The organism is Promicromonospora sp. NPDC110617 (assembly GCF_055598465.1).
The window spans coordinates 1,109,178-1,134,476 of the sequence record NZ_JBVKBM010000002.1; the positions used below are offsets into that span (position 1 = coordinate 1,109,178).

Below are 25,299 nucleotides of genomic sequence, written 5' to 3' on the forward strand. Positions count from 1 at the left end.
TCAGATGGAGATCGCGCCCGTGGCGAGCGCGACGACGCCGATCACCGCGCCGATCACCGACACGACGAAGATCACCAGCTCGCCCCGGCTGAACACGCGCCGGCCCTGCTCGCGCCGGGTCATCGCGAACAGGATGGTCGCCGGGGCGTAGATCACGAACGACAGCAGCACGAACGTCAGCCCCGCCGCGAACAGCAGGAACGCGGTGTACAGCACGGCCAGCGTCGCGATCACGAGGTCGCCGGTGGTCCGGCTGCCCTCCGCCGGGCCGCCGCGGCCCAGCGCCAGCTTGAGCGCGTAGCCCGCGGCGAGCAGGAACGGGATGAGGGACAGCGCGCTGGTCAGGTCCAGCGCGAAGGTGAATGCGTCGTCGGAGAGCAGCGTGATGAACAGGACCACCTGGATCAGGGCGGTCGTCAGCAGGAGCGCGGCGCGCGGCACGTCGTTCGCGTCCGACGTCGCGAGAAACCGCGGCATGTCCCGGTCCTTGGCCGCGACGTACAGCACCTCGGACGACATGAGCGTCCACGCGAGGTAGGCGCCGAGCACGGACACGATCAGGCCGGCGCTCACGAACACGGCGCCCCAGCCGCCGACGGCCGCCTCCAGCACGCCCGCCATCGACGGCTGGCGCAGCTCGGCGAGCTCCTCCATCGGCAGGATGCCGTACGACACGATCGTCACGGAGGCGAAGATCGCGAGCACCATGAGGAAGCCCAGGACGGTCGCCCGGCCGACGTCCTCCCGGCGGCGCGCGTGCCGGGAGTAGACGCTCGCCCCCTCGACGCCGAGGAAGACGAACACGGTGGCCAGCATGGTGCCGCGGACCTGATCGAACAGCGGGCCGGTGATGCCGTAACCCTGGAAGTTCTCCGCGAGCACCTGCGGGTCCAGCAGGAACGCGCAGATGAGCACGAACACGATGATGGGCACCAGCTTGGCGACGGTGACGATGCGGTTGATCGCCGTCGCCTCCTTCACCCCGCGCCGCACCAGCAGGTAGAACAGCCACACGCAGGCCGAGGACGCGACGAACGCGACCACGGTGTCGCCCTCGCCGAGCACCGGCAGCAGCGCGCCGAGGGTGGACATGATGAGGATCCAGTAGGTGACGTTGCCGACGCAGGCGCTCGCCCAATACCCGAACGCCGAGAAGAAGCCGAGGTACTCGCCGAACCCCGCCTTCGCGTACGCGTAGACCCCGGAGTCGAGGTCGGGCTTGCGGATCGCCAGGCGCTGGAAGACGAAGGCGAGCATGAGCATCCCCGTGCCGGCCACCGTCCAGGAGATCAGCGCCCCGAGCACGCCGGTCTCGCCCGCGAACCGGCTGGGCAGCGAGAAGACCCCCGCACCGACCATCGAGCCCACCACCATGGCGGTGAGCGTGGCCACGGTGATCTTCGCCGTGCGGCCCTGCGTGCCGCTCTCCGACTGCTGCGCCATCGTGAGACCCCCATGCGGTCGAGCACGGCCCGGTTGCACCTCGCCGGTGCGTCGCGTCGTCCGGCGCTCCGGCAGAGCAATTACATACATGGGGGTAACTAGTCGGCAAAAGATGGCAGACCCGGCCTCCCGACCGTTCCCGACGGCCGGGCTGTGGCCCCCGTCGCAGCGGCTCCCGGCGGGCGTGCGTCAGAATGGACCCCGTGACCTCCCTGCTCGGCTCCGCCCCGCTGCCCGACGCCGCCACCCGTCCGGGTGACGCGGCGCGCCCGGGCTCGCCCGTGCTCGCGCCCCTCCAGATCGGGCCCATCACCGTGGGCACGCCGGTGGTGCTCGCACCGATGGCCGGCGTGACCAACCGCGCCTTCCGCACCCTGTGCCGCGAGGCGGGGCAGTCGGCCGGGTTCGACCCGGGCCTGTACGTCGCGGAGATGGTCACCAGCCGTGCGCTGGTGGAGCGCAATGTCGAGGCCCTGCGCATCGTCACCTTCGGCGCGGACGAGACGCCGCGCTCCGCGCAGGTGTACGGCGTGGACCCGGCCACCGTGGGCGCCGCCGTGAAGATCATCGCGGGCGAGGACCGCGCCGACCACGTCGACCTCAACTTCGGCTGCCCCGTGCCCAAGGTGACGCGCAAGGGCGGCGGTGCCGCCCTGCCGTGGAAGCGGCAGCTCTTCACGGACATCGTCCGGGCGGCGGTCGAGGCCGCCGAGCCGCACGGCGTGCCCGTGACGGTCAAGATGCGCAAGGGCATCGACGACGACCACCTGACGTATCTGGAGGCGGGCCGGATCGCGGAGTCGCTCGGCGCCGCCGCCGTCGCGCTCCACGCCCGCACCGCCGCCCAGCACTACTCCGGCCAGGCCGAGTGGGAGGCCATCGCGCGCCTCAAGGAGGCCGTGCGGACGGTGCCGGTGCTCGGCAACGGCGACATCTGGTCCGCCGAGGACGCGCTGCGCATGGTCGAGGAGACCGGCGCCGACGGCGTCGTCGTGGGCCGGGGCTGCCAGGGCCGGCCCTGGCTGTTCGCCGACCTCGCCGCCGCGTTCAACGGCTCGGACCTGCGGATCCGGCCCGGCCTGCGCGAGGTCGCCGACACGATCTACCGGCACGGCCTGCTCATGGTCGAGTACTTCGACGGCGACGAGGGCAAGGCCATGCGCGACCTGCGCAAGCACATGGCGTGGTACCTCAAGGGCTACGCCGTGGGCGGCGAGAAGCGGCACTCCCTCGCGCTGATCGACACCCTGGCCGAGCTCCGCGAGCGGCTCGACGCCTTGGACCTGGACGCCCCCTACCCCGGGGACGACGCCGAGGGCCCGCGCGGCCGTGCCGGCTCCCCCAAGACCCCGCACCTGCCGTACGGCTGGCTCGACTCGCGGGAGCTGTCCGAGGAGTTCGAGGCGAAGCTGCGCGAGGCGGAGCTGAGCGTCAGCGGCGGCTGAGCTGACGAGGGGTAGAACTCCCCAGACCGTGGGTGAAGCCGACCCCGTCCGCTAGGCTCCTCGGGTGCTGTCCGCCGTGGTCCGACGTGTCCAAGTACCTGAGGTCGAGCCCCCCACGGTCGATGACCCGCCCGAGATCGGTGGTTACGAGATCCGCGGCCGGCTGGGTCAGGGCGGCATGGGCGTGGTCTACCTCGGCGCGACCCGCAGCGGCCGCCTGCTCGCGATCAAGGTGATCCACCCCGAGCGCACCGGTGAGAGCGAGTTCCGCACCCGGTTCCGCCGCGAGGTCTCCGCCGCGACGCGGCTGCGCAGCCACCGCACGGCGGCCGTCGTCGACTTCGACGTCGACGCGCCCACACCCTGGCTCGCGACCGAGCACGTACCCGGGCCCACCCTGGCACAGGCCATCACCGAGCTGGGCAGCCTGCCCGAGGACGCCGTCCGTGAGCTCGCCGTCGGCCTGGCCGAGGCGCTCGACGCGATCCACCGCCAGGGCCTGGTCCACCGGGACGTCAAGCCCACCAACGTGCTGCTCGGCCCGGACGGGCCGGTGCTGATCGACCTGGGCGTCGTCGCCGACTCCGACGCGACCTCCCTGACCACCACGGGTGTCCAGCCGGGCACGCCCCAGTTCATGTCACCCGAGCAGGCCCGCGGCGAGGCCGTCACCACCGCGACCGACGTGTGGTCGCTGGGCGCCGTCGCCCACCTCGCCGCGACCGGGACCCCGCCGTTCGGCACGGGCAGCCTGGCCACGGTCACCTACCGGATCGTGCACGAGCCGCCCGCCCTGGACGACGTGCCGGCCGGCCTGCGTGCCCTGGTGGCCGCGTGTCTGGCCAAGGACCCCGCCAAGCGCCCGACGACGGCCGCGGTGCTCGCCTCCCTCGCGCCCCTGCCGCTCGTCGAGCCGGAGGTCACGGGCCTGACCGGCGCCGGCCTGACCGGCGCGGACACCGTACTGGGCACGGAACAGACACCCGGCCCAGGCGACGCGGCACCCGATCCTGTGCCCGCGCCGGGGCGGGTGCGACGCCGGGTGCTGACCGGTCTGGTCGCCCTCGGCCTGGTGCTGGCCGGCGGCGGTGCCGCGGCCCTGGTGCACTTCCTCGGCCCCGACAACCCGGGCAGCACGTCCCAGGCCGAGGAGTCCGCGCCCGCGGAACCCTCCACCACACCCAGCCCCAGCCCCAGCCCGAGCACGACGGGGCCGTCGAAGGAGCCGTCGGCGTCCCCCAGCGCCCCGGCCGCCCCTGTCGACGAGCCCGTCGACGAGCCGGACGACGGGGCCGCTGAGAAGCAGGACGCCGTCCTGACCCAGTTCCGGCCGGGCACCGTGTCGATCCCGGCACAGGTCGAGGTCGGCCAGAAGATCACCGCCTGGCCGAAGAACTGGGCGCCGCAGCCGGCCAGCAGCACGTGCGTGTGGAGCATCGGCGGCGTGGAGCGGGACAACCTCGGCTCGTGCAGCTACACCATCGCACTCGACGACGTCGGCAAACCCGTCCAGGTCAAGCTGACCGGCACCCGGACGGGATACCGCGAGGCCGTGGCGCTCTCCAACGCCACCGGCACGGTGCCCCAGCCCACCGTGCCGAAGCCGAGCTGCGCCGTACACCTGACCGAGGGCACGCTGCACGCCGGCTGGTTCGCGTACTGCGAGGTCGACCAGGACCCGAACGTGACCTACACCTGGACCTACGTCGACATCGACGGCGGCGTGGCCATCGGGTCGGCGGAGGAGCCGGCCGGTCCGCGCACGTGGATCCGCGGGAGCCACAAGGGCAACCGCATCACCGTGACGGTCAAGGCAGAGCGGGCAGGCTACCGTTCGGACGAGTTCCGCGACACGTTCACCATGCCGGCCGACTGGACTCCGCCCGAGTGACCTGCCCGGCGCGACCCGGCGCGCCTCACAACCAGCCGTTCTCCCGCGCGATCCGCACCGCCTCGGCCCGCGTCCGCGCGCCCGTCTTGCCCATGGCGGACGACAGGTAGTTACGGACCGTCCCCTCCGACAGGTACGCCTCCGCCGCGACCTGGGCCACGGTCCCGCCGTCGGCGGCCAGGGCGAGCACGTGGGTCTCCCGCTCGGTGAGCGGGCTGGAGCCGACGGCCAGCGAGGCGACCGCCAGGTCCGGGTCAACCACGCGCAGGCCCGAGTGCACCCGCCGCACGGCGTCCGCGAGCTGCTCGGCGGGGGTGTCCTTGACGACGAACCCGCTCGCCCCCACGTCCAGCGCGCGCCGCAGGTAGCCGGGGCGGCCGAACGTGGTCACGATCAGGGACCGGCAGCCCGGCAGCTCGGCCCGGATCGCCGCCGCTGCGGCGATCCCGTCCAGGCCCGGCATCTCGACGTCGAGCAGCGCGACGTCGGCCCGCGCGGCCCGTGCCGCGGCCACCACCTCGTCGCCGCGCCCCACCTGCGCCACGACCTCCAGGTCGGTCTCCAGGTCCAGCAGCGCGGCGAGCGCGCCGCGCACGAGCGCCTGGTCGTCGGCCAGCAGCAGCCGGATCATGCGGTGTCCTTCCTGTCCTGTGCGGGTCCGTCGGGGGCGCGCACCTCCAGCCGGAGGCCGCCCAGCGGGCTCGGCCCGGTCGCCACGGCCAGGCCCGCGGCCCCGGCCCGCTCGGTCAGGCCCGTCAGCCCGTGCCCGTTCGACGCCGCCGTCCCGCCCCCGCGCGCGCCGCGCCCGTCGTCGTCCACCACCAGGGCGTCCGGCGTCAGCGTGACCACGACGTGGCGGGCGGCCGCGTGCCGCAGCACGTTGGTGGTGCCCTCACGCAGCGCCCAGGCGAAGACGTCGCGGCGTGACTCGGCGACCTCGTCCACCGCGCCGGGCAGGTCGGCGTCGATCCCCGCGGCGTCGAAGGCGGACCGGGCCGCGGCGAGCTCGCCCGCCAGGGTCACCTGGCGCTCCCCGGCCACCATGCCCCGCATGTCCGCGAGCGCCGAGCGGGCGAGCGCCTGGACCTCGGCGATCTCGTCCGCGGCGCGCCGGGCCTCCGGCGTGAGCTCGGCGGCGCCGCTGCGCAGCAGCCGTGCGGCGAGCTCGGCCTTGACGGACACGACGGTCAGGGAGTGACCCAGGATGTCGTGCATGTCGCGGGCGATCCGTTCCCGCTCCCGGGAGACGGCGAGCGCGGCGACCTCCTCGTGGGCCAGGACCAGCTTCCGGTTGCGCTCGACCACACCGCGCAGGCCGAGCACGGCGAGGCTCGCGAGGACCGCCGAGACCACCGTGCCGTCCTCGGGCTGCCAGCCGGGGACCACCCGGGGCAGGAGCAGCAGCCCGAGCAGAAGGGCTACGACGATCACGAGACCGAACCGTCGCGGTACGACCAGCACGACGCTGACACAGACGAACACGAAGCCGACGAGACCGTGCTGCGCGGCGGCGATCGTGGTCAGGCCGACGCACACGAGCTGGGCGGCGACGAGGAGCGCCGTCTCGCCCGGCGTCGGCGGCCTGCGGCTCCGGAACCGGTAGAGCGCCCGGACGAACAGCGCGGCGGTCCCCGCCACGCCGATCACCCCGATGACACGGAGCGCGACAGTGGGGGCCGCCAGCGCCTCCCGGAGCGGCTCGGCGAGGAAGACGATCCAGATCATGCCGAGCGCGGGGCCGAACCGGGCCAGCCCGGCGCCCTGGTAGGGCGCCGGGGCGGCCTCCGGGCTCCGGGCCGGCCCGCCGGGCGGCGCCTGTCGCGTGGTCACGCGGTCATCCTCACACCCGGGCCGTGTCCTTGCGGAACCGCCAGACGGCCCCGGCGAGGAAGATCAGCGTCCAGGCCACCACGTTGACCACGGCCGCGGCGCCCACGGAGCCGCCGCCGAGCGGGGCACGGACGAGCTCGGCGAGCCCGTAGGTGGGGACGACCTGGGCGACAGTGGCGAACCAGGTGTCGCCGAGCGGCATGAACAGCCCGCCGGCGAAGGACAGCAGCGCCAGGACGGGACCGAGGATCTGGATCACGTTCTCCGTGGGCAGGAGGTAGCCCATGAACAGGCCGAAGGCGGCGAAGACGAGCGAGCCGAACCAGGCGATGAGCGCGCAGGCGATCCAGGCGGACACCGGCATCCGCGCCCCGGCGAAGGCGCCCACCACGAACGTGACGACCACCGACACCGCGCCGAGCGTCATCGACGCGAGCACCTTGACCAGCACGTACGCCCAGGGGTTCAGCGGCGTGAGGCGCAGCTGCCTGGTCCAGCCCTGGGCGCGCTCCACGGCGACGCCCGCACCGCCGGCCGTCGCCGTCAGCAGCGCCCCGTAGAGCGCCATCGAGACCAGCACGTACGCGACGACGTTCGTGTCCGGGCCGACGGAGGTGGAGCGGTACTCGGCGGAGGTGCCGAACAGCAGGAAGAACACCGGCGGCATCACGAACGAGAAGACCAGGGAGCGCCGGTTGCGCAGCATGCGGCGCAGCTCGAGCCCCAGGTAGGCGCGGACGGCCCCGGCTCCGGGGGACGGGCGCCCGGCGGTGCCCGACGTCGGACGGGTCACCTCGGGCAGGGACGTGGCGGTCATCGGGTCGCTCCTTCGCGGGTGGTCGGGCGGTCGGGGACGGTCGCGGCGGCGTGGTCGGAGGTGAGGGCGACGAACGCGTCCTCCAGGTTGTCGGACGTGATGCTCAGGTCGTGGGCGCGGGTGGTGGTGAGCAGGTGGCGGGCCACGGTGTCCGAGTCCGCCGTGCGCACGAGCAGCCGGGTGGCGCGGACGTCGACGCTGTCGACGCCCGGCAGGGCGCGGACCTGGCCGGCGGCGCGGGCGGCGGCCTCGGGGTCGTCCAGCTCGGCGCTCAGGGTGCGGCCCGACGCGAGCGCCTTGACCTGCGCCGCGCTGCCGTCGGCGACCACGCGGCCGTGGCTGACCAGCACGATCCGGTCCGCGTAGGCGTCGGCCTCCTCCAGGTAGTGCGTGGCGAAGACGACGGTGCGGCCGGCCGCCGCGTCGTTCCGGATGGCCGCCCAGAACTCGCGGCGGCCCTCCACGTCCATCCCCGTGGTGGGCTCGTCCAGCAGCAGGAGGTCGGGCTCGGAGACCAGCGCCATCGCGAACCGCAGGCGCTGCTGCTGCCCGCCGGAGCACTTGCCGACCCTGCGGCCGGCGAGGTCGGCGATCCCGGCGCGCTCCAGGAACGGTCCTGCCGGCCCCGTGCGGCCGAACAGGGCCGCGGTGAGCTCGACCGTCTCACCGACCGTGATGTCGCGCAGGAGGCCGCCGGTCTGCATGACCGCGGCGACCTGGCCGTCGGCGATGGCCCGGGCCGGCTCCTTGCCGAACACGCGGACCGTGCCGGACGTCGGCGCGGCCAGCCCGAGCACCATGTCGATGGTCGTGGTCTTGCCCGCGCCGTTCGGGCCCAGGAAGGCCACGACCTCGCCGGGCCGGATCGTGAGGTCGAGGCCGTCGACGGCACGGACCGTTCCGCCGGGCCCACGGAACTCCTTGACGAGGCCGCTCGCCTCGATCGCCGGTGCAGTTGTCGATGTCATGCCCCCACCCTGCGCCGCCGCCGCCTGCCGGACCGCTGCCGGGTGTCACCAGGTCGACATGACATCTGTCATCCCGCCGGCCGACCTGGCCTCACGACGAGCCCGGCCTCACGACGTGCCCGGCCTCACGACCAGCCCGGCGGCGGGACGCGGCCCATGACGGACGCCGCCATGACGATCCCCGGCTCGTCCCGGCCGGGCGCCGGCTCGCGGTCCCGCAGCAGCGCCGCGCCGTCCCGCGGCCAGGTGAGGCCGGAGCGGCCGGACGCCGCCCGGTACAGCGCGTCCAGGTGGTCCGGGTGACGCTCGGCGAGCAGGGCCAGCACCCACGACGGCGCGTCCGGGTCAGCCAGCACCTGCGCGAGCCGCCGCGGCTTCCACGGCAGGAGCGGCGCCGTGTGCACCTCGCGGAGCTGCGCGTACCAGTCGAGCAGCCGCAGCCCCTTGACGGGGTGGTGCACCAGGGCGAACGTGGCGTCGTCGGGGTCGGCGGCGTCGTCGGGCAGCCAGCGCTCGTCGCGGAGCGCGCCGAGCAGCGCGAACTCCTCGGCGGGCGCACCGACCCGGTCCTTGAACCGGAGGCAGCAGTCCACGACGTGCGACGCGGTGCCCTCCACCACGACGTCCCCGAAGAGGTCGAGGAAGGCCCGGTGGTGGTCGGCGACGAGCTCGCGCGCGCGGGCCAGCGTGCGCGGATTGCGGAAGGCCGGCGACGGCGAGGACGTCAGGAGGGCCACGACGCCCTGGACGACCCCCTCGATCGCGTCCGGCGGGAAGACCGCGGGGGTGCTCGCGAAGACCCAGACCGCGCCGACGGGCAGCACGCGCCCGGACAGGGGCAGGCCGGGCACGAGGGCGACCGCGCGGATCTCGGAGCTTCCCGTGAAGACCCGGTAGTCCAGGTCGTCCTCCAGGTTGTGCAGCACCACGTGCTCGTCCACCAGGTCGGTCACGATGAAGTGCCCGAGCACCCCGCCGTCGTACCACTGCTCCAGCAGCGCACGCTCGGCGGCGTCGAGGACGAGGCCGGCGGGGTCGGTGCCGTCGTCCTCGGGGCCCGCGCCGGGGCCGTGGACCGGGCACGGACGAGCCTCCCCGAGGAGGCGGCGGACCAGGGACGCGCGCTCCTCCCGGGGCCCGGCGTGGACCAGCAGGTCCGTCGCGCAGTCCCGGGTGACGGCGGCGTACCGCTCGGGGTCGACCTCGTCCGCCGGCACGACCGACTCGGACCGGACGTACCCGACGAGGCGCTCGACGGCCGCCGCGTTGGCGGGCCGCAGCACGTGCGCGGCCAGGCGCCCCGCCAGCCGGGCGGCGAGGTCGAGCCGGTCGCGGAGGCTGAGCCCGTCGAGCGGTCCGACGGTCGAGGTGATCGGCGTGGGCCGACGTGTTGTGCTCATAGGGCTATCATTCGGCACGAACATCTATCGCGCTCCGCAATAAAGCATCATTGTGGATAACTATTCGCCCCGGATCGACCCGAACGACCGACCCCCGAACGCGCCGTTCGATAAAAGATTGAGGTCGATCTTCGGCGTGAAGAGCGCATAGGACGCAAAGTAGACGAAGATCAGCCTTGCACCATCCCCACCGTCCTCACCTGTTCTGACCGAAAGGGACCTACCCAACATGGCATCGGAGAAACGTCCCCGACGCGTTCCGGCGGTCATCGCCGACACGCGGAGGAACCCGGGCTTCGCCCTGGGTGCCTTCGGGCTCTCGGCCTGGGCCTACATCGGCATGTCGCACACGATCGCTGCCTATGAGGGCCCCCGGCTCGGCTACGCCCTCGGCGTCGCCTACGAGGCACTGGTGATCGGCCTCGCCTGGGAGGGGCGCCGCCGGGCCGACCGCGCGCTCGAGACCGGCCGCCCGGTGTCCGGGCACGCCCGCTGGCTCGGCGGCGCGATCATCGTCGGCATCCTCTCCGGCGCGCTCGCCGCCTGGCACGGCTGGCTGCTCGGAGAGGGCATCTTCGCCATCTCCCGCGCCGTCGCCCCCGTCCTGGCCGCGGTCGCGGTCCACCTCTTCTTCCAGTCGGCCTCCAGCTCGCGCGCCCTCGACCGGGCCGCGGAGATCCACAACGACCGGCAGACGGCCGTGCTGGACATGCTCGACGCGGTGCGGCTCGCACAGATCGCCCCCGAGGAGGAGCGGGCGGCCCGCATCGCCGACGTGAACGCCGCGGTGGGCCGGGTCCACCGGCACGTGCCCGCGGCCGTGACCGCCGAGGTGACGCGCCCGCACCTGGAGTCGGAGCGCACGATCCGCGACGTGGTCCAGGAGGCCGCGACGCTGGCCGGCGAGTGGATGCCAGAGCCCAACGCACCCCGGCGGACGCCGGAGGAGGCGGCCGCCAGCGGCGCCGCCCTGGCCGACCTGGTGCTGCCGAAGCTCGTGCTGCCCATCAACCCGGAGGACGGGACCCCGGTCGTCGACCTGGTCGAGGCCGACGGCACCGCCGACGCCGCGCCGGCCGACGCCGGGACGATCAGCGCCGAGCGGCTGCACCTCGAGGACAAGTACGCGCCCGTGCAGCCGGACCGGACCGCCCTGCCGGTGAGCCCGCCCGCCGAGGCGCCCGCCGCCGACTGGGAGGACCTCTCGACGGAGGTCGCGCCGGCCCCGAAGCCGACCCCGGCGCCGGCGTCCGCGCTCGTCGCGGCGCCCGCGGAGCCGGCGCCGGCACTCACCACGGCGCAGATCAGCGAGATCCGCGTGCTCCGGTGGGCGCAGAACCTCAGCATCGAGGAGGTCGCGGCACGTCTCGACGTCCCCATCGCCTCGGTGAACCGGTATGCCCCGAGCACCGACCCGACGACCGAGACGGGTTCCCTCATGGCGATCCCGGCCGCCGTCTCCTGATCGGTTCCCGACCGGGAGCACGACAGCGGCCCGGCCCCACGCGTCAGTACGCACAGGGCCGGGCCGTTCTCGTCCGCCGGGACCGGCCGGCAGGGCCGGTCAGCAGGGCCGGTCAGCCGAAGTTGACGCCCTGCGCGAGCGGCAGGTCCGTGGAGTAGTTCACCGTGTTGGTGGCGCGGCGCATGTACTGCTTCCACGCGTCCGACCCGGACTCGCGGCCGCCGCCCGTCGACTTCTCGCCGCCGAACGCGCCACCGATCTCCGCGCCCGAGGTGCCGATGTTGACGTTCACGATGCCGCAGTCCGAGCCGACCTCGGACAGGAACGTCTCGGCCTCGCGCACGTCGAGCGTGAAGATGGACGACGACAGGCCCTGCGGCACGTCGTTGTGCACGGCGATCGCCTCGGACAGCTCCGAGTAGGTCAGCACGTACAGGATCGGCGCGAACGTCTCGCGCTTGACGACGTCGGCCTGCTCCGGCATCCGCACGATCGCCGGGTGCACGTACGCCGCGTCCTCCGCACCGGGCACGTCCACGGCCGTGCCGCCCACGACGAGCTCGCCGCCCGCCGTCACGGCCTCGTCGATCGCGGCCAGCATGCGGTCGCGCGCCGCGGCGTCGACCAGGGGACCCACCAGCGTGCCGTCGGTACGCGGGTCGCCCACGGGCAGGCCGGCGTAGACCTTGGCGAGCCGCGCCACGACGTCGTCCACGATCGACTCGTGCACGATCAGGCGACGCAGCGACGTGCAGCGCTGCCCGGCCGTGCCGGCCGCGGAGAACACCGCGCCGCGCACGGCGAGGTCGAGGTCCGCCGACGGCGCGACGATCGCACCGTTGTTGCCGCCCAGCTCCAGCAGGTACCGGCCACCGCGGGCCGCGACGACGGGCGCGACCTGCTGGCCCATCCGCTCCGAGCCGGTCGCGGAGACGAGCGCGACGCGCGGGTCGGCCACGAGGGCCTCGCCGGCCTCGCGGTCGCCGAGCAGGAGCTGCGAGACGCCGGCCGGGAAGCCCGCCTCGGCCAGCGCCCGGTCGAGCAGCGCGGCGGCGCCGACGGCGGACAGGAGGGTCTTCTCGCTCGGCTTCCACACCACGGTGTCGCCGCAGACCAGCGCGACGGCCGTGTTCCAGGACCACACCGCGACCGGGAAGTTGAAGGCGCTGATCACGCCGACCACGCCCATGGGGTGCCACGTCTCCATGAGGCGGTGGCCGGGGCGCTCGGACGGCATGGTGCGGCCGCCCACCTGGCGGGACAGCCCGACGGCGAAGTCGCAGATGTCGATCATCTCCTGGACCTCGCCCAGGGCCTCGCTGGTGATCTTGCCCGCCTCGATGGTGACGAGCTCGGCCAGGTCGGCCTTGTGCTCGGTGAGCAGCTCGCCGAGGCGCTTGACGACCTGCCCGCGCACCGGGGCCGGCACGGAGCGCCAGGTCGTGAACGCCTCAGCGGCCTCGCCGACGGCGGTGGCGGCCTCGGCGGCGCCGGCGCGGCGCAGCTCCAGCAGCGGCTGCCCGGACAGCGGCGACACGACGGGCAGGCCCGTACCGGCCTCGGCAGGATCGACCAGCGCGGGCGTGGCGCCCAGCCGCGCCAGCGCGGCGAGGGCGGCGTCGTGCAGCTCGGTCGTCAGCGGGCTGTGGGTGGTGGTGCTGGTCATCGCGGTGCTCCCGTTGTGCGGTGGGTGGTGGTGAGGGTGGCCGGGTCGACGCCGAGGGTCTCGGCGGCGGCGGTCAGGGACCTGGCCACCTGGTCGGCGTACAGGTCGAAGGGGTCGTTCAGCTCGCGGCCGAGCGCGCCCGCCATCCAGTCGGCATCCCGGTCGGTGCCCTCCTGGCTGGCGTCCTTGGCGCCGTCGGACGTGAGGTTGGACTGGAAGATCCCGGCCGCCGAGCGCGGCAGGAAGTCCTCGTAGACGATCGGCTGGCGGACGACGGCGGGGATGCGCGACCCGGTCTCGACAGGCTCGACCACCGGTTCGTAGGTGAACCAGCCGAGCTCCTGGTCGGCGAGCGCCGCCTCGGTCGTCGGGAAGGTCTTCTGCCAGACGGCGCGCGCGAGCTGCTGGCGCTGCGCCTCCGTGAAGCCGGGGTCGGCGGCGCGGGCCGCGGCGGCGGCCTCGTCGATCTCGACCACGGCGGCGTCGTACGCGGCGCGGCCGGCGCGGGTCAGCGCGATGCCGCGCGCCTCGACCTCGCCGAACCGCACGCGCAGGGAGTCGCTGATGATCTCGCCGTCGGCGGTGCGGAAGGTGCGGGGCTCGGCGAGCGCGCGGAACGACGTCTGCCGCAGCAGCACGTCCGGGCCCTCCCAGCGCGGCGGCCCCTGGATCGCGTCGATCATCGTGATGCCGCGGGCCTCCATGCGCGCGTACAGGTCGTCGATGTCCAGCACGCGCGGCGTGAGGTGGTTGATGTGCGTGGAGGCGATGCCGCCGATGTCGGCGGCGACGGCGCTGACCGCCTCCAGCTCGCGGTACCAGGCCTGGTCCACGGGCTCGCGGGACAGCTCGAACGCCTCGGTCGCCAGCCGCAGGAACTCCGTGGCCTGGTCCTCGGGGAGGCCGCCCTCGGCCTCCGCGCGGTCGGCGAGCGCGAGCAGCTCGGGGCCGAACAGGGTGCGGGCACCGAGGAAGTTCTCCAGGCGCTGCTCCAGGTCCGCCGTGAAGAAGCGGCGGTCTGCGGGCACGAGCATCGACGTGAACACCCGGAAGGGGTTGCGGGCCAGCTCCGCGCGCTCGATCGGGCGGAACGCCGTGGAGATCACGGGCACGGAGCTGGAGGAGGCGTCCCGCAGGTCGTAGAACCCGACCGGGTGCATGCCCATCGCGCCGAAGACCCGGGCGACCTGCGACATCTCGGTGGGGGTGCCCACCCGGATCGCGCCGTGCCGTTCCGCCGTGACGCGGGCGATGGAGCCGAGCCGTTCGGCGTCCGCCCCGTGCTGCGTCACGAAGTCGGCGTTGACCTCGTGCGACACGTCGAGCAGCGTGGTGTAGGCCGGAACCTCCTTGCCGTACATGTCCGAGAGGCTGCGCGCGAACGCGGCCCTCAGCTGCCAGGGCTCGAGGAACGTCGGTGCCGACATCGATCTCTCCTTGCCTTCAGATGATGTTCGCCTCGGGGCCTCGTCGCCCCGAGCGCGTGGTGGGAGCGTTCGTGGCGCTCGTCGTGGGTGGGGTGGGGTCGTCGTCGTCCGTCGCGAACCGGTCCGCGCCGAACCCGGACACGTCGATCTGCGGGGTGCGGCCGGCGTACAGGTCGCGCACCACCTCGCCGACGGCGGGCGCCTGGAGGAACCCGTGCCCCGAGAAGCCCGTCGCGTACAGCACGCGGCCGGGCACGCCGGTGGCCTCGCCGATCAGGGCGTTGTGGTCGGGCGTCATCTCGTAGAGCCCGGCCCAGCCGCGCGCGACCGGGACGTCGTCCAGGCCGGGCGCACACGCGCCGATCGCGCCGCGCAGCAGCGGCAGCCAGGCCGGGTCGTAGGTGCGCTCGAACGCGATCGGCGTCTCGGGGTCCGCGATGCCGAGCAGCAGGCCGCCGGGCTCGGCGTTGTGGAAGTAGAACGTGCTGCCGTAGTCGATCGTGAACGGGATGCGGGGCGGCGTCGGGTCCAGTCGCGGCGTGAACCCGATCTGCCGCCGGTAGGGGTCCACGGGCAGGTCGAGGCCCGCCTTCGTGGCCAGCTCCCGCGTCCAGGCCCCGGTGCACAGCACGACGGCGCCGGTGCGCACCCGGCCCTGGCTGGTCCAGACGGCGACGACGGCGTCGCCCCGGGTCTCGACGTCGGTCACGGTGACGTGGGTGCGGACCGTGGCGCCGTGCCGCTCGGCGCCGTCCGCGTAGCCTTCCACGACGGCCTTCGGGTGTGCGAACCCGTCGCGCGCGGCGTACGCCGCCCCGGTGTAGCGGTCGGCGTCGACGTACGGGTTGAGCCGGCGCACCTCGTCGTGGCCGAGCATGCGGCTGGCCACGCCGCGCTCGTTCTGCATGGCCACGGACTCCTCGAACAGCACGACGTCGTCGGCGGTCGGCAGGAGGAACAGGTAGCCCGGCTGCTGCAGCCCGATGTCCGCGCCCGGGCGCGACGCGAAGTCCTCGTACAGGTCCAGGCTGCGGTTGCCGAGGTCGACGTTGGCGGGGTCGGAGAACTGGGCGCGCACTCCCCCGATGGGCTTGCCCGAGCTGCCCGAGGCGAGCTCGTCGGCCTCCAGGAGGAGCACGTCGACACCGTCCTCGGCCAGGTGGAACGCCACCGACGAGCCGAGCGCGCCGCCGCCGACCACGACGACGTCGGCGCGCGCGGGCAGCCGTCCCCGACGGTCCGCGGGGCGCCGTGCTGAGGTCATGCACGCATCCTGCCACGGGCTCCGGCCGGATATGGTCGGCACCGGAATTGTTCTTGCGAGACCGCGCGAACTCGGGGGAATCAGGTAGCGACAGGGCCCCGCGGCGTCGTCAGTTCAGTGCGCACGGGGCAGCGCGCTCGGCTCAGTGCGCCGCCGCGCGGCAGTCCGCGCACGTGCCCCACAGCTCGATCGTGTGCTCGATGTCGTCGAACCCCTGGGAGGAGGCGACCTTCGAGGCCCACGCCTCGACGGTGGGGCCGTCGATCTCGACGGTGCGGCCGCACATCCGGCACACGAGGTGGTGGTGGTGCTCGCGGCGGGCGCACCGGCGGTACAGGCTCTCGCCGTCCTCCGCGCGCAGCACGTCCACCTCGCTCGCCTCGGCGAGCGCCTGGAGCGCCCGGTACACGGTCGCGAGCCCCACGGACTCGCCGCGGGCCCGCAGGGCCTCGTGGAGCTGCTGGGCCGAGCGGAAGTCGGCGAGCTCGTCCAGCGCCTCGACGACAGCGGTGCGCTGCCGGGTCATGCGTGCGGTCATCAGCGGCACTCCTTCGCGGCGGCGGCCGCACGTTCGGTGGCGGCCGCGGGCAGGTCGACGTCGTCGGGCAGGTCGGGGTGCGGGTCGTGCGCGGGGCGCCGTCGGCCCAGGAGCGGCGCCAGCAGGGAGACCACCGCGTACACCCCGATGGCCAGCACCACGATAGTGGCGCCGGGCGAGACGTTGTACCAGTAGGTGATGCTCAGGCCCGTCAGGCAGACGACCACGCCGACCACGCACGCGGTGAGCATGGTGCGGCCGAAGGCGTGCGTGACCTGCTGTGCGATGGCGACGGGCACGATCATGAGCGCGCTGACCAGCAGCAGCCCGACCACGCGCATCGCGACCGTCACGGTGAGGGCCGACACGACGGCCACCACGATGTTCAGCGCCCACACCGGCAGACCGGAGGCGATCGAGAACTCCTCGTCGTGGCTCACGGAGAACAGCGCGTGCCGCAGGCCCACGCCGACCGCGAGGACCACGGCGGAGAGCACGACGGTGAGCCAGAGGTCGGCGTCGGACACCGTGGAGATCGAGCCGAACAGGTAGGTCATGAGGTTCCCGGAGGAGCCGCCGGCGATGCCGATGAGGAGGACGCCGCCCGCGATGCCGCCGTAGAACATGATGGCGAGCGCGAGGTCGCCGGACGTACGACCGCGGCGCCGGACCACCTCGATGAGCACGGAGCCCACCACCGCGGCGACCACGGCGCCGGGGATCGCGAGGGCGTCGTTCGGCGTCAGGCCCATGCCCGCACCGACGAGCCAGCCCAGCGCGACACCCGTCAGGGCGACGTGCCCGATGCCGTCACCGAGCAGGGAGAGCTTGCGCTGCACCAGGTAGGTGCCCACGACGGGCGCCGTGACGCCGACCAGGAGCGCGGCGACGAGGGCCCGCTGCATGAACGGGTCGGTCAGCATGAGCATGATCACGGGCGCACCTCCAGGTCGAAGGCCCTGGACTCGGCGGGGTCGAGGGAGTTGTCGTCGGCGTGCGGGTGCTGGTGGCGGTGCCCCGCACGGTCGTGGTCGTGCCGCGCCTGCGGCGGGGCGCCGTCGTGCACGACCTTGCCGTGCTTGAGCACGACGGCGCGCGTGACGAGCGGTTCGAGCTCGCCCAGCTCGTGCAGCACCACGAGCACCGTGAGGCCGCCGTCGACCAGCCGCCGCATCGTGGTGGCGAACGCCTCCTGGCTGGCGACGTCCACACCCGCGACGGGCTCGTCCAGCACGAGCAGGTCCGGCTCGCGGACCAGGGCGCGCGCGATGAGGATGCGCTGCTGCTGCCCGCCCGACAGGAGGTGCACCGGGTCGTGCACGCGCTCGGCGAGGCCGACCTGCTCCAGGGCCACCGCGACGCGGTCGCGCCAGCCGCGCGGCAGCCGCAGGCGGCGCCCGTGCAGCAGGCCCGAGGCCACGACCTCCTGGGCGGTCGACGGGATGCCGCCGCCCGCCCCGGCGCGCTGCGGCACGTAGCCGATGCGGCCCCAGTCGACCGTCCCGGCCCGCCGGCCCGCGCCGAGAGGCTCGCCGAGCAGCCGGACCGTGCCGGCGGACGGCACGTTGATGCCCACCAGCGACTTCACCAGCGTGGACTTGCCGGAGCCGTTCGCGCCGAGCAGCGCGACGACCTCGCCGGCCTCGACCGTCAGGTCGATGCCGCGCAGGATGTGGCTCGCGCCCGCACGGAAGTGCAGGCCGCGCGCCTCGATGACGGGTTCGCTGGTCTCGGTCACCTGCTTAGTGTCCGTCATGCGCAGACCAGTCCCTCCTCGAGCGCGGCGAGGTTGACCTGCATCACGGAGACGTAGTCGTCACCCGCGGCCGCGGCCTCCTCCGACAGACCCTCCAGCGGGTCCAGCACGGCGGTGTCCACACCCAGGTCTGCGGCCAGCGTCTCCGTGACCTTGGGGCTCACCAGCGTCTCCGAGTACAGCGTCTTCACGCCGTTCTCCTTGACCACGGCGCCGATCTCGCGCAGGCGCGCCGGGGACGGCTCCGCCTCCGGGTCGAGCTCGGAGATGCCGACCTGCTCCAGCGCGTACCGGTCGGCGAGGTAGCCGAACGCCGCGTGGCTCGTCACGAGCGTCGCGCCCTGACAGGCGGCGAGGCCGTCGGCCATCTCCTGGTCCAGCTCGTCGAGGCGCTCGCCGAGCTGGAGGGCGCCGGCGGCGTACTGGTCGGCGTGCTCCGGGTCGACGGCGGACAGCTCGTCGGCGACGGCCTGCCCGACGGCGGCCAGCCGGCTCGGGTCCAGCCAGAAGTGCGGGTCGACCGCGCCGTGGTCGTGCCCGTCGCCCTCCTCGGCGTGCTCCGCGTGCTCCTCCTCGGTCTCCTCGGCGTGCTCGACGAGCCCGGCGGCGTCCGCGGCGTCGACCACGTGCTCCGGGGCACGGGACTCGACGCCCTCGTCGACGGCGGCCTGGAAGCCGGAGAGGTAAACCACCAGGTCGGCGGTGCCGATCTCGCGGACCTGCGCCGGGGACAGTTCCAGGTCGTGCGGCTCGGCGGCCGGCGGCGTGAGGTTGTCGACGGTGACCAGGTCGCCGCCGATCTGCTGCGCCACGTACTGGAGCGGGTAGAACGACGCGAGCACGACGACGCCGTCGGACTCCCCGCCCGCGCCGCCCGCCCCCTGGGCGGAGCAACCCGCGAGGGTCGCCGCACCGGCGAGGACGAGGCTGGTCAGGGCGGCGCCGGTGGCGCGGGTCGAGGTCATGAGAACGATTCTCACGCTTGTTGAGAACGATTGTCAAAGATCGGGATCGAGAGGTCGGTCACGCGCACGACGCCCGCTGGTTGAGCCAGTCGAAACCAGGTCTCGACAAGCTCGACCGGCGGGCGCGGACGGTAGGCTGGGCGGACGTTACTTCCACCTGTTCCCCTGGAGAGATCCCTCGTGTCCGACAAGTCAGTGCGCTCTGCGCAGACCGCCAAGCTCGACGCCGTCGTCTCGCTCGCGAAGCGACGAGGTTTCGTCTTCCCGTCGGGCGAGATCTACGGCGGTACGCGCTCTGCGTGGGACTACGGACCCCTCGGCGTGGAGCTCAAGGAGAACATCAAGAAGCAGTGGTGGCGTGCGATGGTCACGAGCCGGGACGACATCGTCGGCCTCGACTCGGCGGTCATCCTGCCGCGCCAGGTGTGGGTGGCCTCCGGCCACGTCGGCGTGTTCACCGACCCGCTCACCGAGTGCCTCTCGTGTCACAAGCGGTTCCGCGAGGACCAGATGATCGAGGAGTTCGAGGAGAAGAAGGGCCGCGCGCCCGAGGGCGGCCTCGCCGAGATCGTCTGCTCCAACTGCGGCACCCGCGGCCAGTGGACCGAGCCCCGCGACTTCAACATGATGCTGAAGACGTACCTCGGCCCGGTCGAGGACGAGTCCGGCCTGCACTACCTGCGCCCCGAGACCGCGCAGGGCATCTTCGTGAACTTCGCCAACGTCGCCGCCGCGGCCCGCAAGAAGCCGCCGTTCGGTATCGGCCAGATCGGCAAGTCGTTCCGCAACGAGATCACGCCGGGCAACTTCATCTTCCGCACGCGCGAGTTCGAGCAGATGGAGATGGAGTTCTTCGTCAAGCCGGGCGAGGACGAGGAGTGGCACCAGTACTGGATCGACTACCGCACGAACTGGTACACGGACCTCGGCATCTCGGCCGACAACCTGCGCCACTACGAGCACCCCAAGGACAAGCTGTCGCACTACTCGACCCGCACGGTGGACATCGAGTACCGCTTCGGCTTCCAGGGCAGCGAGTGGGGTGAGCTCGAGGGCATCGCCAACCGTACGGACTTCGACCTGAAGACCCACACGGAGAGCTCGGGCAAGGACCTGGCGTACCGCGACCCGGTGACGAACGAGAAGTACTTCCCGTACGTCATCGAGCCCGCCGCGGGCCTGACCCGGTCCCTCATGGCCTTCCTCGTCGAGGCGTACGCCGAGGACGAGGCGCCGAACACCAAGGGCGGCGTGGACAAGCGCACGGTCCTGCGCCTCGACCCGCGCCTGGCCCCCGTCAAGGCCGCGGTGCTGCCGCTGTCCAAGACGGCGGACCTGCTGCCGACGTCGGAGAAGCTGTCCGCCGAGCTGCGCAAGTACTGGAACGTCGACTACGACGTGACCCAGGCGATCGGCAAGCGCTACCGCCGGCAGGACGAGATCGGCACGCCGTTCTGCATCACCGTCGACTTCGACACCCTCGACGACCAGGCCGTCACCATCCGGCACCGCGACACCATGCAGCAGGAGCGCGTCGCCCTGGACAAGGTCGTCGGCTACCTGGCGGGCCACCTCGTCGGCGCCTGAGCCCCTCGTTGGTCGAGCCTGTCGAGACCGGTCTCGACAGGCTCGACCAACGGACGGCCCGGGTCTCGACAAGCTCGACCAGCGGTTGGCTAGTCACGCGCGTCCTGTGCCTGCTCCCGCAGCAGGCGCAGGACGCGCGCCGCGTTGCGGTCCGTGGTGTCGATCTCGTGCAGCGGCTGCACCCGCAGGGGCCCGTGCTCGCCGTTGTCGATCAGCACGTGCCGCGCGACGTCCTCGGGCGGCGCGAACCGAAGCGGTGTCTCGTGGAAGAAGCCGCGCACCATGATCCAGCCGTCGGGGCATTCCGCCTCGATCAGGTCGTGCACCTCCTGCGGCGTGCGGGGCCATGCGGTCCCCACCCAGCTGGCGGGCCGGAGGCGAATCCGTTCGTGCCGCAGCTTGTCGGCGAGCCACTCCATCGCACGGTCTGTCCTGGCGACGGCGACCTGAGGGTCGCCCGCGTCGACGGGGGCACCGAGCAGTGCGGCCGCGGCGAGCCCCTCGATCCGGATGTCGAGGCCCATCAGGTCCTCGATCTGCTCGATCGCGAGGTGGACCCGGTCGGCAAGCCCCGGATCGTGCCGGTGCTCGACGATCTGGCGGCGGACGTCCTCGTCGAGCGGCTCCAGCTCCAGCCGGACCTGCTTCCCCAGTGCGGCGAGGATCTTCCGCAATGCCTCGAAGCTGGGCGTCCGCACTCCGGCCTCGAGCTGGGAGATCGATGCCCGGGACCGACCGACCCGACGCCCGAGCTCCTCCTGCGTGAGCCGGGCCTCCTGGCGGGCCTCCTTGATCAGTGCGGCGAGATCCATCGACCGATCGTGCCAGTGATCGGGCCCGCGGTCCGGGCGAGGTCGACGCGCCTGTGGACAACCTCTCCGGGGAAGAGCTCTGCCAGCCGGGTGCGCAACGGAGACGTAGCAGTGGTAGCTCTGCGTTACGTACCCAGCTGGCAGAGCTCTTCCCCGGAGGGGACCTGTCCGCCCCCGACGTGCAGCCCGCGCGGCCCCAGCGTCGGTTCACCCGGGTGAGGTCGGCCCGAATCGGGTCATAGTGCGCGCTGAGCGGGGTCTGTGAACTCGTAGCGTGCCCCGTCCGGGGGGCACCCCGAGTCACCGAAGAGGTTGGCCCCATGATCCGCCGCACCATCGTCGCCCTGGTGAGCGTGCTCGCGCTCGCCCTCACGGCGTCGGCCCCCGCGCAGGCCGCGACCGTCTACACCACGAACGTGACGCTCGACGCGAAGCCCGAGCCCGTCGCGAAGAACAAGACGGTCACCCTCAAGGGGACGCTCAAGTACAAGAAGGACGGTCAGTGGCGAGCACTGCCCACGACCAAGGTCCTGACGGTGACCTTCGACCCGTCGGGCCCGGACAAGCCCCGGAAGATCGGCCTGGTCCGGACCACGCGCACCGGCGCCTACACGTACAAGGCGACGGCGTCGCGCTCCGGCAAGTGGACGGTGAAGTACGCGGGCAAGGCGGGCACGTTCCGGGCCGACTCCGGGGCCGACTCCGTCTGCGTGTACTCGGCCGGCCGGTGGCAGTGCCCCGTCTCGCCGACCAACCCCGACCTCGACTGCAAGGACATCCGCAAGACGGTCTGGGTCGGCACCAAGGACTACCACGCGCTCGACGCCGACAACGACGGCTGGGGCTGCGACTCGTACTCCTGACCGGCTCGCCTCGTTCCTGCCCGGCGGTCCGCCCGGTCATCCGAGCAGGGTGACCGGGCGCACGTACCGACCATGCCGGACCGTGTGAAATGCTTAGGCAATGCTTACCTCACCTGCGGCTGCGCCCGCGGGACGCCGTGAGGGTGCGGAAGCCGTAGCCCAGCGTGCCCGACGTCGGACGTTCGCGTTGCTCACGGCGGTTGCCGCGCTGCTGCTCGTCGTCCTGGCGAGCCTCGCGCTCGGCGTCCGCGACATCAACCCGGCCGAGGTCTGGCGAGCGCTGACCGCACCCGTCGCCGGGTTCATGGACCACGACGTGGTGCTGGAGCAGCGTCTGCCCCGCACCATCGTGGGCCTGGCGGCGGGTGTCGCGCTCGGCACGGCGGGCACGCTGATCCAGGGCGTCACCCGCAACCCGATCGCCGACCCCGGCCTGCTCGGCCTGAACTCGGGTGCGTCGCTGGCGGTCGTGTGCGCGGTCTGGCTGCTGGGCATCACCTCGCCGCTGGGCTACGTCTGGTTCGCGTTCCTGGGGGCCGCCGTCGCCGCCGCGATCGTGTTCTCGGTGGGACACGGCCAGCCGGTGCGGCTCGCGCTGGTCGGGGCCGCGGTGACCGCGCTGATCACACCGCTGATCACCCTCGTGCTGCTGCGCGACCAGCAGGCGTTCAACCTGTACCGGTTCTGGTCCGTCGGCTCCCTGACGGGCCGTGGCCTGGACACCGTCACGGCGCTGTGGCCGTTCATCGTGATCGGCCTGGTGCTCGCGGTCATGCTCGCACACCGCCTCAACATGCTGGCCCTCGGGGACGACGTCGCCACGGCGCTCGGCCAGCGGGTCGGCACCACGCGCGCCCTCGCGGCCGTCGCGATCGTGCTGCTCGCGGGCACCGCGACGTCGCTGGCGGGGCCGATCGCGCTCGTCGGGCTCGTGGTGCCGCACGCGGCCCGGCGCCTCGTCGGCACGGACTACCGCTGGGTCATGGCGATCGGCGCCCTCCTGGGCCCGGTGATGCTGCTGACCGCGGACGTCCTCGGCCGGCTGGTGCTACCCCGATCCGAGCTCGAGGCCGGCGTGGTCGCGGCGCTGCTCGGCGCGCCGGTGCTCGTCGCCGTGGCGCGCAGCAGGAACGTGGTGGGGGCCTGATGTCCGCACCCGCACCCGCGCCCGCCACCGCCCCCACCACGACGGTCACCACCGTCGGCGGCCTGCGTACCCTCCGCCGTCGCCGGCAGGCGCTCGTCGTGTCCGGGATGGTGCTCGTCGTGCTGGTCGCCGGGACCGCGGCGCTCCTGATGGGCGCGGCCGGCCTCAGCCCGGGCCAGGCGATCGCCGGTGCGTTCGGCCTCGGCGACAAGGGCGACGTCTTCGTCATCCAGAAGCTCCGCCTGCCCCGCATCGAGGCGGCCGTCGTGGTCGGCGTCGCGTTCGGCCTGGCCGGCGCCCTCTTCCAGTCGACCCTGCGCAACCCCCTCGCCTCCCCCGACATCCTGGGCATCTCCACCGGCGCGAGCCTCGGTGCCGTGATCGGTGTGCTCGTCCTCGGGCTGAGCGGCATCGCGCTGTCCGGCCTGGCGTTCGCGGGTGCGGGCGTCGTCGCGCTCGCGATCTGGCTGCTGGCGTGGCGCAAGGGCCTGCACTCGATCCGGTTCGTGCTGGTCGGCGTCGGGTTCGCGTATCTGGGCTCCTCGCTGATCGCCTGGGCCATGGCCCGGTCGCAGGAGCACGAGGCGGCGGCGGTCCTGATCTGGACCGTCGGCTCGGTGTCCGACGTCCGCGGCGAACAGCTCACGATCGTCGCCGCCGGGACCCTCGTGCTGTGCGCCGTCGTCGCGATCTTCTCGCGGACGCAGGGGCCGCTCGCCCTCGGCGACGACAACGCGCGCGCCCTGGGGGTGCACGTCGACGCCGCCCGGGTCGGCGCGCTGCTGCTGGCCGTCGCGCTCGTCGCGCTCGCGACCAGCGCCGCGGGCCCCATCGCGTTCGTCGCGCTGGTCGCGCCCGCCATCGCGCGCCGCCTCGTGAACGACGGCGGGGCCGCCCTCGTCGCATCGGCCGCGACCGGCGCCGCCCTGACCCTGACCGCGGACGTCATCGCGCAGCACGGGCTGCTCGGCGTCGCTGCTCCCGTCGGGATCGTCACGGGGCTCGTGGGCGCCCCCTACCTGCTGTGGCTGCTCGCCACGACCGAGAAGAGGAGCCGATGACCAACCTGCGCGCCGAGGGCGTCAGCCTGGGCTACGACGGCCTGAAGGTCATCGAGAACCTCGACCTGACGCTGCCCGACGGCAAGATCACCGCCGTCGTCGGGCCGAACGCCTGCGGCAAGTCCACGCTGCTGCGCGGACTGGCCCGCCTGCACCCGCTCGACGGCGGCCGCATCACGCTCGGCGGCGCCGACATCACGCAGATGCCGCGCAAGGAGCTGGCCCGCAAGGTCGGCATGCTGCCGCAGTCGTCGATCGCGCCGGACGGCGTGCGGGTCGCCGAGCTCGTCGCCCGCGGCCGGTACCCGCACCAGGGCTGGTTCGGCCGCCACTCCTCCGACGACGACGCCGTGGTCACCACCGCACTGGAGTCCACCGGCGTCGCCGAGCTCGCGGACCGGCCCGTCGCGGAGCTCTCGGGCGGGCAGCGGCAGCGCGTGTGGATCGCGATGGTGCTGGCGCAGCAGACCGACATCGTGCTGCTCGACGAGCCGACCACGTTCCTCGACGTCCGCCACCAGCTCGACCTGCTGGACCTGCTCACGGAGCTGAACCGGAACCAGGGGACCACGGTCGCGATGGTGCTGCACGAGCTCAACCTCGCCGCCCGGTACGCCGACCACCTGGTCGTGATGTCGGCCGGCCGGATCGTCGCCGAGGGACTGCCGTCCGACGTGCTGACCCGCGAGGTGGTCGACGAGGCGTTCGGGCTGCGCGCCCAGGTCGTGCCCGACCCCGTGGCGGGCTCCCCGCTCGTGGTCCCGGTGGGCCGTTTCCATTCCTCCGCCGGTTGAGCCCCCCCTCGCTGGTTGAGCTTGTCGAAACCAGGTCTCGACAGGCTCGACCCGCGGTGTGCACCAGTGGTTTACCTCACGCGGACCTCCCGCATTTTCGCAACATCACCGTGATCTATTGTGGTTAGGGTTACCTCATCTCGGCCGGCGCCCGCCGGTC

At 73.2% G+C, this 25,299-nt stretch carries 22 protein-coding genes; 8 read left to right on the forward strand and 14 right to left on the reverse strand.

Annotated features, from left to right (window positions below; genetic code table 11):
• Window positions 1-1,443: a basic amino acid/polyamine antiporter gene (locus ACZ7LE_RS15730; protein WP_470404184.1), complete on the reverse strand. Its 1,443-nt coding sequence runs from the start codon at window positions 1,441-1,443 to the stop codon at window positions 1-3.
• Between the two features lie 194 nt (window positions 1,444-1,637).
• Between ACZ7LE_RS15730 and dusB the strand changes: the two genes are divergently transcribed.
• Entirely contained in the window at window positions 1,638-2,888 is a 1,251-nt protein-coding gene (dusB, locus tag ACZ7LE_RS15735) for a tRNA dihydrouridine synthase DusB (RefSeq protein WP_470404185.1), read from the forward strand.
• Between the two features lie 64 nt (window positions 2,889-2,952).
• A complete protein-coding gene (locus ACZ7LE_RS15740; RefSeq protein WP_470404186.1) occupies window positions 2,953-4,779 on the forward strand; it encodes a serine/threonine-protein kinase in 1,827 nt (608 codons plus the stop codon).
• A gap of 25 nt (window positions 4,780-4,804) precedes the next feature.
• On the opposite strand, the gene ACZ7LE_RS15745 is transcribed toward ACZ7LE_RS15740, so the two are convergent.
• The 5 genes from ACZ7LE_RS15745 to ACZ7LE_RS15765 all read right to left on the reverse strand — a co-directional run bounded on the left by ACZ7LE_RS15745 (window position 4,805) and on the right by ACZ7LE_RS15765 (window position 9,794).
• Complete coding sequence (locus tag ACZ7LE_RS15745; RefSeq protein ID WP_470404187.1) at window positions 4,805-5,410, reverse strand: response regulator transcription factor; 606 nt, start codon at window positions 5,408-5,410, stop codon at window positions 4,805-4,807.
• Window positions 5,407-6,609, reverse strand: a complete 1,203-nt coding sequence (locus ACZ7LE_RS15750; RefSeq protein WP_470404188.1) for a sensor histidine kinase — start codon at window positions 6,607-6,609, stop codon at window positions 5,407-5,409. The genes ACZ7LE_RS15745 and ACZ7LE_RS15750 overlap by 4 nt, the downstream gene beginning before the upstream one ends.
• 10 nt (window positions 6,610-6,619) lie before the next feature.
• A complete protein-coding gene (locus tag ACZ7LE_RS15755; protein WP_470404189.1) occupies window positions 6,620-7,426 on the reverse strand; it encodes an ABC transporter permease in 807 nt (268 codons plus the stop codon).
• Window positions 7,423-8,394: an ABC transporter ATP-binding protein gene (locus ACZ7LE_RS15760; protein WP_470404190.1), complete on the reverse strand. Its 972-nt coding sequence runs from the start codon at window positions 8,392-8,394 to the stop codon at window positions 7,423-7,425. The genes ACZ7LE_RS15755 and ACZ7LE_RS15760 overlap by 4 nt, the downstream gene beginning before the upstream one ends.
• A 125-nt stretch (window positions 8,395-8,519) precedes the next feature.
• A complete protein-coding gene (locus tag ACZ7LE_RS15765) occupies window positions 8,520-9,794 on the reverse strand; it encodes a hypothetical protein (protein WP_470404191.1) in 1,275 nt (424 codons plus the stop codon).
• A 229-nt stretch (window positions 9,795-10,023) separates the two neighbouring features.
• On the opposite strand from ACZ7LE_RS15765, the gene ACZ7LE_RS15770 reads away from it, so the two are divergent.
• Window positions 10,024-11,259: a hypothetical protein gene (locus ACZ7LE_RS15770; RefSeq protein ID WP_470404192.1), complete on the forward strand. Its 1,236-nt coding sequence runs from the start codon at window positions 10,024-10,026 to the stop codon at window positions 11,257-11,259.
• Between the two features lie 112 nt (window positions 11,260-11,371).
• On the opposite strand, the gene amaB is transcribed toward ACZ7LE_RS15770, so the two are convergent.
• The 7 genes from amaB to ACZ7LE_RS15805 all read right to left on the reverse strand — a co-directional run bounded on the left by amaB (window position 11,372) and on the right by ACZ7LE_RS15805 (window position 18,875).
• On the reverse strand, window positions 11,372-12,925 hold the full coding sequence (amaB, locus tag ACZ7LE_RS15775) for an L-piperidine-6-carboxylate dehydrogenase (protein ID WP_470404193.1): 1,554 nt from the start codon (window positions 12,923-12,925) through the stop codon (window positions 11,372-11,374).
• The gene (gene hglS / locus ACZ7LE_RS15780; protein ID WP_470404194.1) at window positions 12,922-14,352 is read right to left on the reverse strand and encodes a 2-oxoadipate dioxygenase/decarboxylase; all 1,431 of its coding nucleotides are present in this window, start codon (window positions 14,350-14,352) and stop codon (window positions 12,922-12,924) included. The genes amaB and hglS overlap by 4 nt, the downstream gene beginning before the upstream one ends.
• Window positions 14,353-14,368: 16 nt before the next feature.
• A complete protein-coding gene (locus ACZ7LE_RS15785) occupies window positions 14,369-15,616 on the reverse strand; it encodes an NAD(P)/FAD-dependent oxidoreductase (RefSeq protein WP_470404195.1) in 1,248 nt (415 codons plus the stop codon).
• Window positions 15,617-15,758: 142 nt separating this feature from the next.
• On the reverse strand, window positions 15,759-16,154 hold the full coding sequence (locus ACZ7LE_RS15790) for a Fur family transcriptional regulator (RefSeq protein WP_377230724.1): 396 nt from the start codon (window positions 16,152-16,154) through the stop codon (window positions 15,759-15,761).
• Window positions 16,154-17,083, reverse strand: coding sequence for a metal ABC transporter permease (locus ACZ7LE_RS15795; protein WP_470404560.1), 930 nt, complete (start codon window positions 17,081-17,083; stop codon window positions 16,154-16,156). The genes ACZ7LE_RS15790 and ACZ7LE_RS15795 overlap by 1 nt, the downstream gene beginning before the upstream one ends.
• Before the next feature lie 2 nt (window positions 17,084-17,085).
• Window positions 17,086-17,910, reverse strand: coding sequence for a metal ABC transporter ATP-binding protein (locus tag ACZ7LE_RS15800; protein WP_470404196.1), 825 nt, complete (start codon window positions 17,908-17,910; stop codon window positions 17,086-17,088).
• Window positions 17,907-18,875, reverse strand: a complete 969-nt coding sequence (locus ACZ7LE_RS15805; protein ID WP_470404197.1) for a metal ABC transporter solute-binding protein, Zn/Mn family — start codon at window positions 18,873-18,875, stop codon at window positions 17,907-17,909. The genes ACZ7LE_RS15800 and ACZ7LE_RS15805 overlap by 4 nt, the downstream gene beginning before the upstream one ends.
• A gap of 180 nt (window positions 18,876-19,055) precedes the next feature.
• On the opposite strand from ACZ7LE_RS15805, the gene ACZ7LE_RS15810 reads away from it, so the two are divergent.
• Window positions 19,056-20,462, forward strand: coding sequence for a glycine--tRNA ligase (locus tag ACZ7LE_RS15810; protein ID WP_397399010.1), 1,407 nt, complete (start codon window positions 19,056-19,058; stop codon window positions 20,460-20,462).
• 89 nt (window positions 20,463-20,551) lie between these two features.
• Here ACZ7LE_RS15810 and ACZ7LE_RS15815 read toward each other — a convergent pair whose 3' ends face one another.
• Entirely contained in the window at window positions 20,552-21,274 is a 723-nt protein-coding gene (locus ACZ7LE_RS15815; protein ID WP_470404198.1) for a helix-turn-helix domain-containing protein, read from the reverse strand.
• Window positions 21,275-21,594: 320 nt separating this feature from the next.
• Here ACZ7LE_RS15815 and ACZ7LE_RS15820 point away from each other — a divergent pair, with 320 nt between their 5' ends.
• From ACZ7LE_RS15820 to ACZ7LE_RS15835, 4 genes are all read left to right on the forward strand, one after another.
• Window positions 21,595-22,137, forward strand: coding sequence for a hypothetical protein (locus ACZ7LE_RS15820; protein WP_470404199.1), 543 nt, complete (start codon window positions 21,595-21,597; stop codon window positions 22,135-22,137).
• A 100-nt stretch (window positions 22,138-22,237) separates the two neighbouring features.
• Window positions 22,238-23,284: a FecCD family ABC transporter permease gene (locus ACZ7LE_RS15825; protein ID WP_470404200.1), complete on the forward strand. Its 1,047-nt coding sequence runs from the start codon at window positions 22,238-22,240 to the stop codon at window positions 23,282-23,284.
• A complete protein-coding gene (locus tag ACZ7LE_RS15830) occupies window positions 23,284-24,345 on the forward strand; it encodes a FecCD family ABC transporter permease (RefSeq protein WP_470404201.1) in 1,062 nt (353 codons plus the stop codon). The genes ACZ7LE_RS15825 and ACZ7LE_RS15830 overlap by 1 nt, the downstream gene beginning before the upstream one ends.
• Window positions 24,342-25,139, forward strand: a complete 798-nt coding sequence (locus tag ACZ7LE_RS15835; RefSeq protein ID WP_470404202.1) for an ABC transporter ATP-binding protein — start codon at window positions 24,342-24,344, stop codon at window positions 25,137-25,139. Before ACZ7LE_RS15830 ends, ACZ7LE_RS15835 begins: the two co-directional genes overlap by 4 nt.
• Window positions 25,140-25,299 lie beyond the last annotated feature (160 nt).

What these genes read in the sequence shown, in the direction of transcription:
- ACZ7LE_RS15800 (WP_470404196.1), bottom strand. Translation starts at nt 17,910, where the DNA reads ATGACGGACACTAAGCAGGTGACCGAGACCAGCGAACCCGTCATCGAG.
- ACZ7LE_RS15790 (WP_377230724.1), bottom strand. Translation starts at nt 16,154, where the DNA reads ATGACCGCACGCATGACCCGGCAGCGCACCGCTGTCGTCGAGGCGCTG.
- ACZ7LE_RS15730 (WP_470404184.1), bottom strand. Translation starts at nt 1,443, where the DNA reads ATGGCGCAGCAGTCGGAGAGCGGCACGCAGGGCCGCACGGCGAAGATC.
- ACZ7LE_RS15815 (WP_470404198.1), bottom strand. Translation starts at nt 21,274, where the DNA reads ATGGATCTCGCCGCACTGATCAAGGAGGCCCGCCAGGAGGCCCGGCTC.
- ACZ7LE_RS15770 (WP_470404192.1), top strand. Translation starts at nt 10,024, where the DNA reads ATGGCATCGGAGAAACGTCCCCGACGCGTTCCGGCGGTCATCGCCGAC.
- amaB (WP_470404193.1), bottom strand. Translation starts at nt 12,925, where the DNA reads ATGACCAGCACCACCACCCACAGCCCGCTGACGACCGAGCTGCACGAC.
- ACZ7LE_RS15830 (WP_470404201.1), top strand. Translation starts at nt 23,284, where the DNA reads ATGTCCGCACCCGCACCCGCGCCCGCCACCGCCCCCACCACGACGGTC.
- hglS (WP_470404194.1), bottom strand. Translation starts at nt 14,352, where the DNA reads ATGTCGGCACCGACGTTCCTCGAGCCCTGGCAGCTGAGGGCCGCGTTC.
- ACZ7LE_RS15760 (WP_470404190.1), bottom strand. Translation starts at nt 8,394, where the DNA reads ATGACATCGACAACTGCACCGGCGATCGAGGCGAGCGGCCTCGTCAAG.
- ACZ7LE_RS15805 (WP_470404197.1), bottom strand. Translation starts at nt 18,875, where the DNA reads ATGACCTCGACCCGCGCCACCGGCGCCGCCCTGACCAGCCTCGTCCTC.
- ACZ7LE_RS15745 (WP_470404187.1), bottom strand. Translation starts at nt 5,410, where the DNA reads ATGATCCGGCTGCTGCTGGCCGACGACCAGGCGCTCGTGCGCGGCGCG.
- ACZ7LE_RS15835 (WP_470404202.1), top strand. Translation starts at nt 24,342, where the DNA reads ATGACCAACCTGCGCGCCGAGGGCGTCAGCCTGGGCTACGACGGCCTG.
- ACZ7LE_RS15820 (WP_470404199.1), top strand. Translation starts at nt 21,595, where the DNA reads ATGATCCGCCGCACCATCGTCGCCCTGGTGAGCGTGCTCGCGCTCGCC.
- ACZ7LE_RS15785 (WP_470404195.1), bottom strand. Translation starts at nt 15,616, where the DNA reads ATGACCTCAGCACGGCGCCCCGCGGACCGTCGGGGACGGCTGCCCGCG.
- dusB (WP_470404185.1), top strand. Translation starts at nt 1,638, where the DNA reads ATGGACCCCGTGACCTCCCTGCTCGGCTCCGCCCCGCTGCCCGACGCC.
- ACZ7LE_RS15795 (WP_470404560.1), bottom strand. Translation starts at nt 17,083, where the DNA reads ATGCTCATGCTGACCGACCCGTTCATGCAGCGGGCCCTCGTCGCCGCG.
- ACZ7LE_RS15825 (WP_470404200.1), top strand. Translation starts at nt 22,238, where the DNA reads ATGCTTACCTCACCTGCGGCTGCGCCCGCGGGACGCCGTGAGGGTGCG.
- ACZ7LE_RS15755 (WP_470404189.1), bottom strand. Translation starts at nt 7,426, where the DNA reads ATGACCGCCACGTCCCTGCCCGAGGTGACCCGTCCGACGTCGGGCACC.
- ACZ7LE_RS15765 (WP_470404191.1), bottom strand. Translation starts at nt 9,794, where the DNA reads ATGAGCACAACACGTCGGCCCACGCCGATCACCTCGACCGTCGGACCG.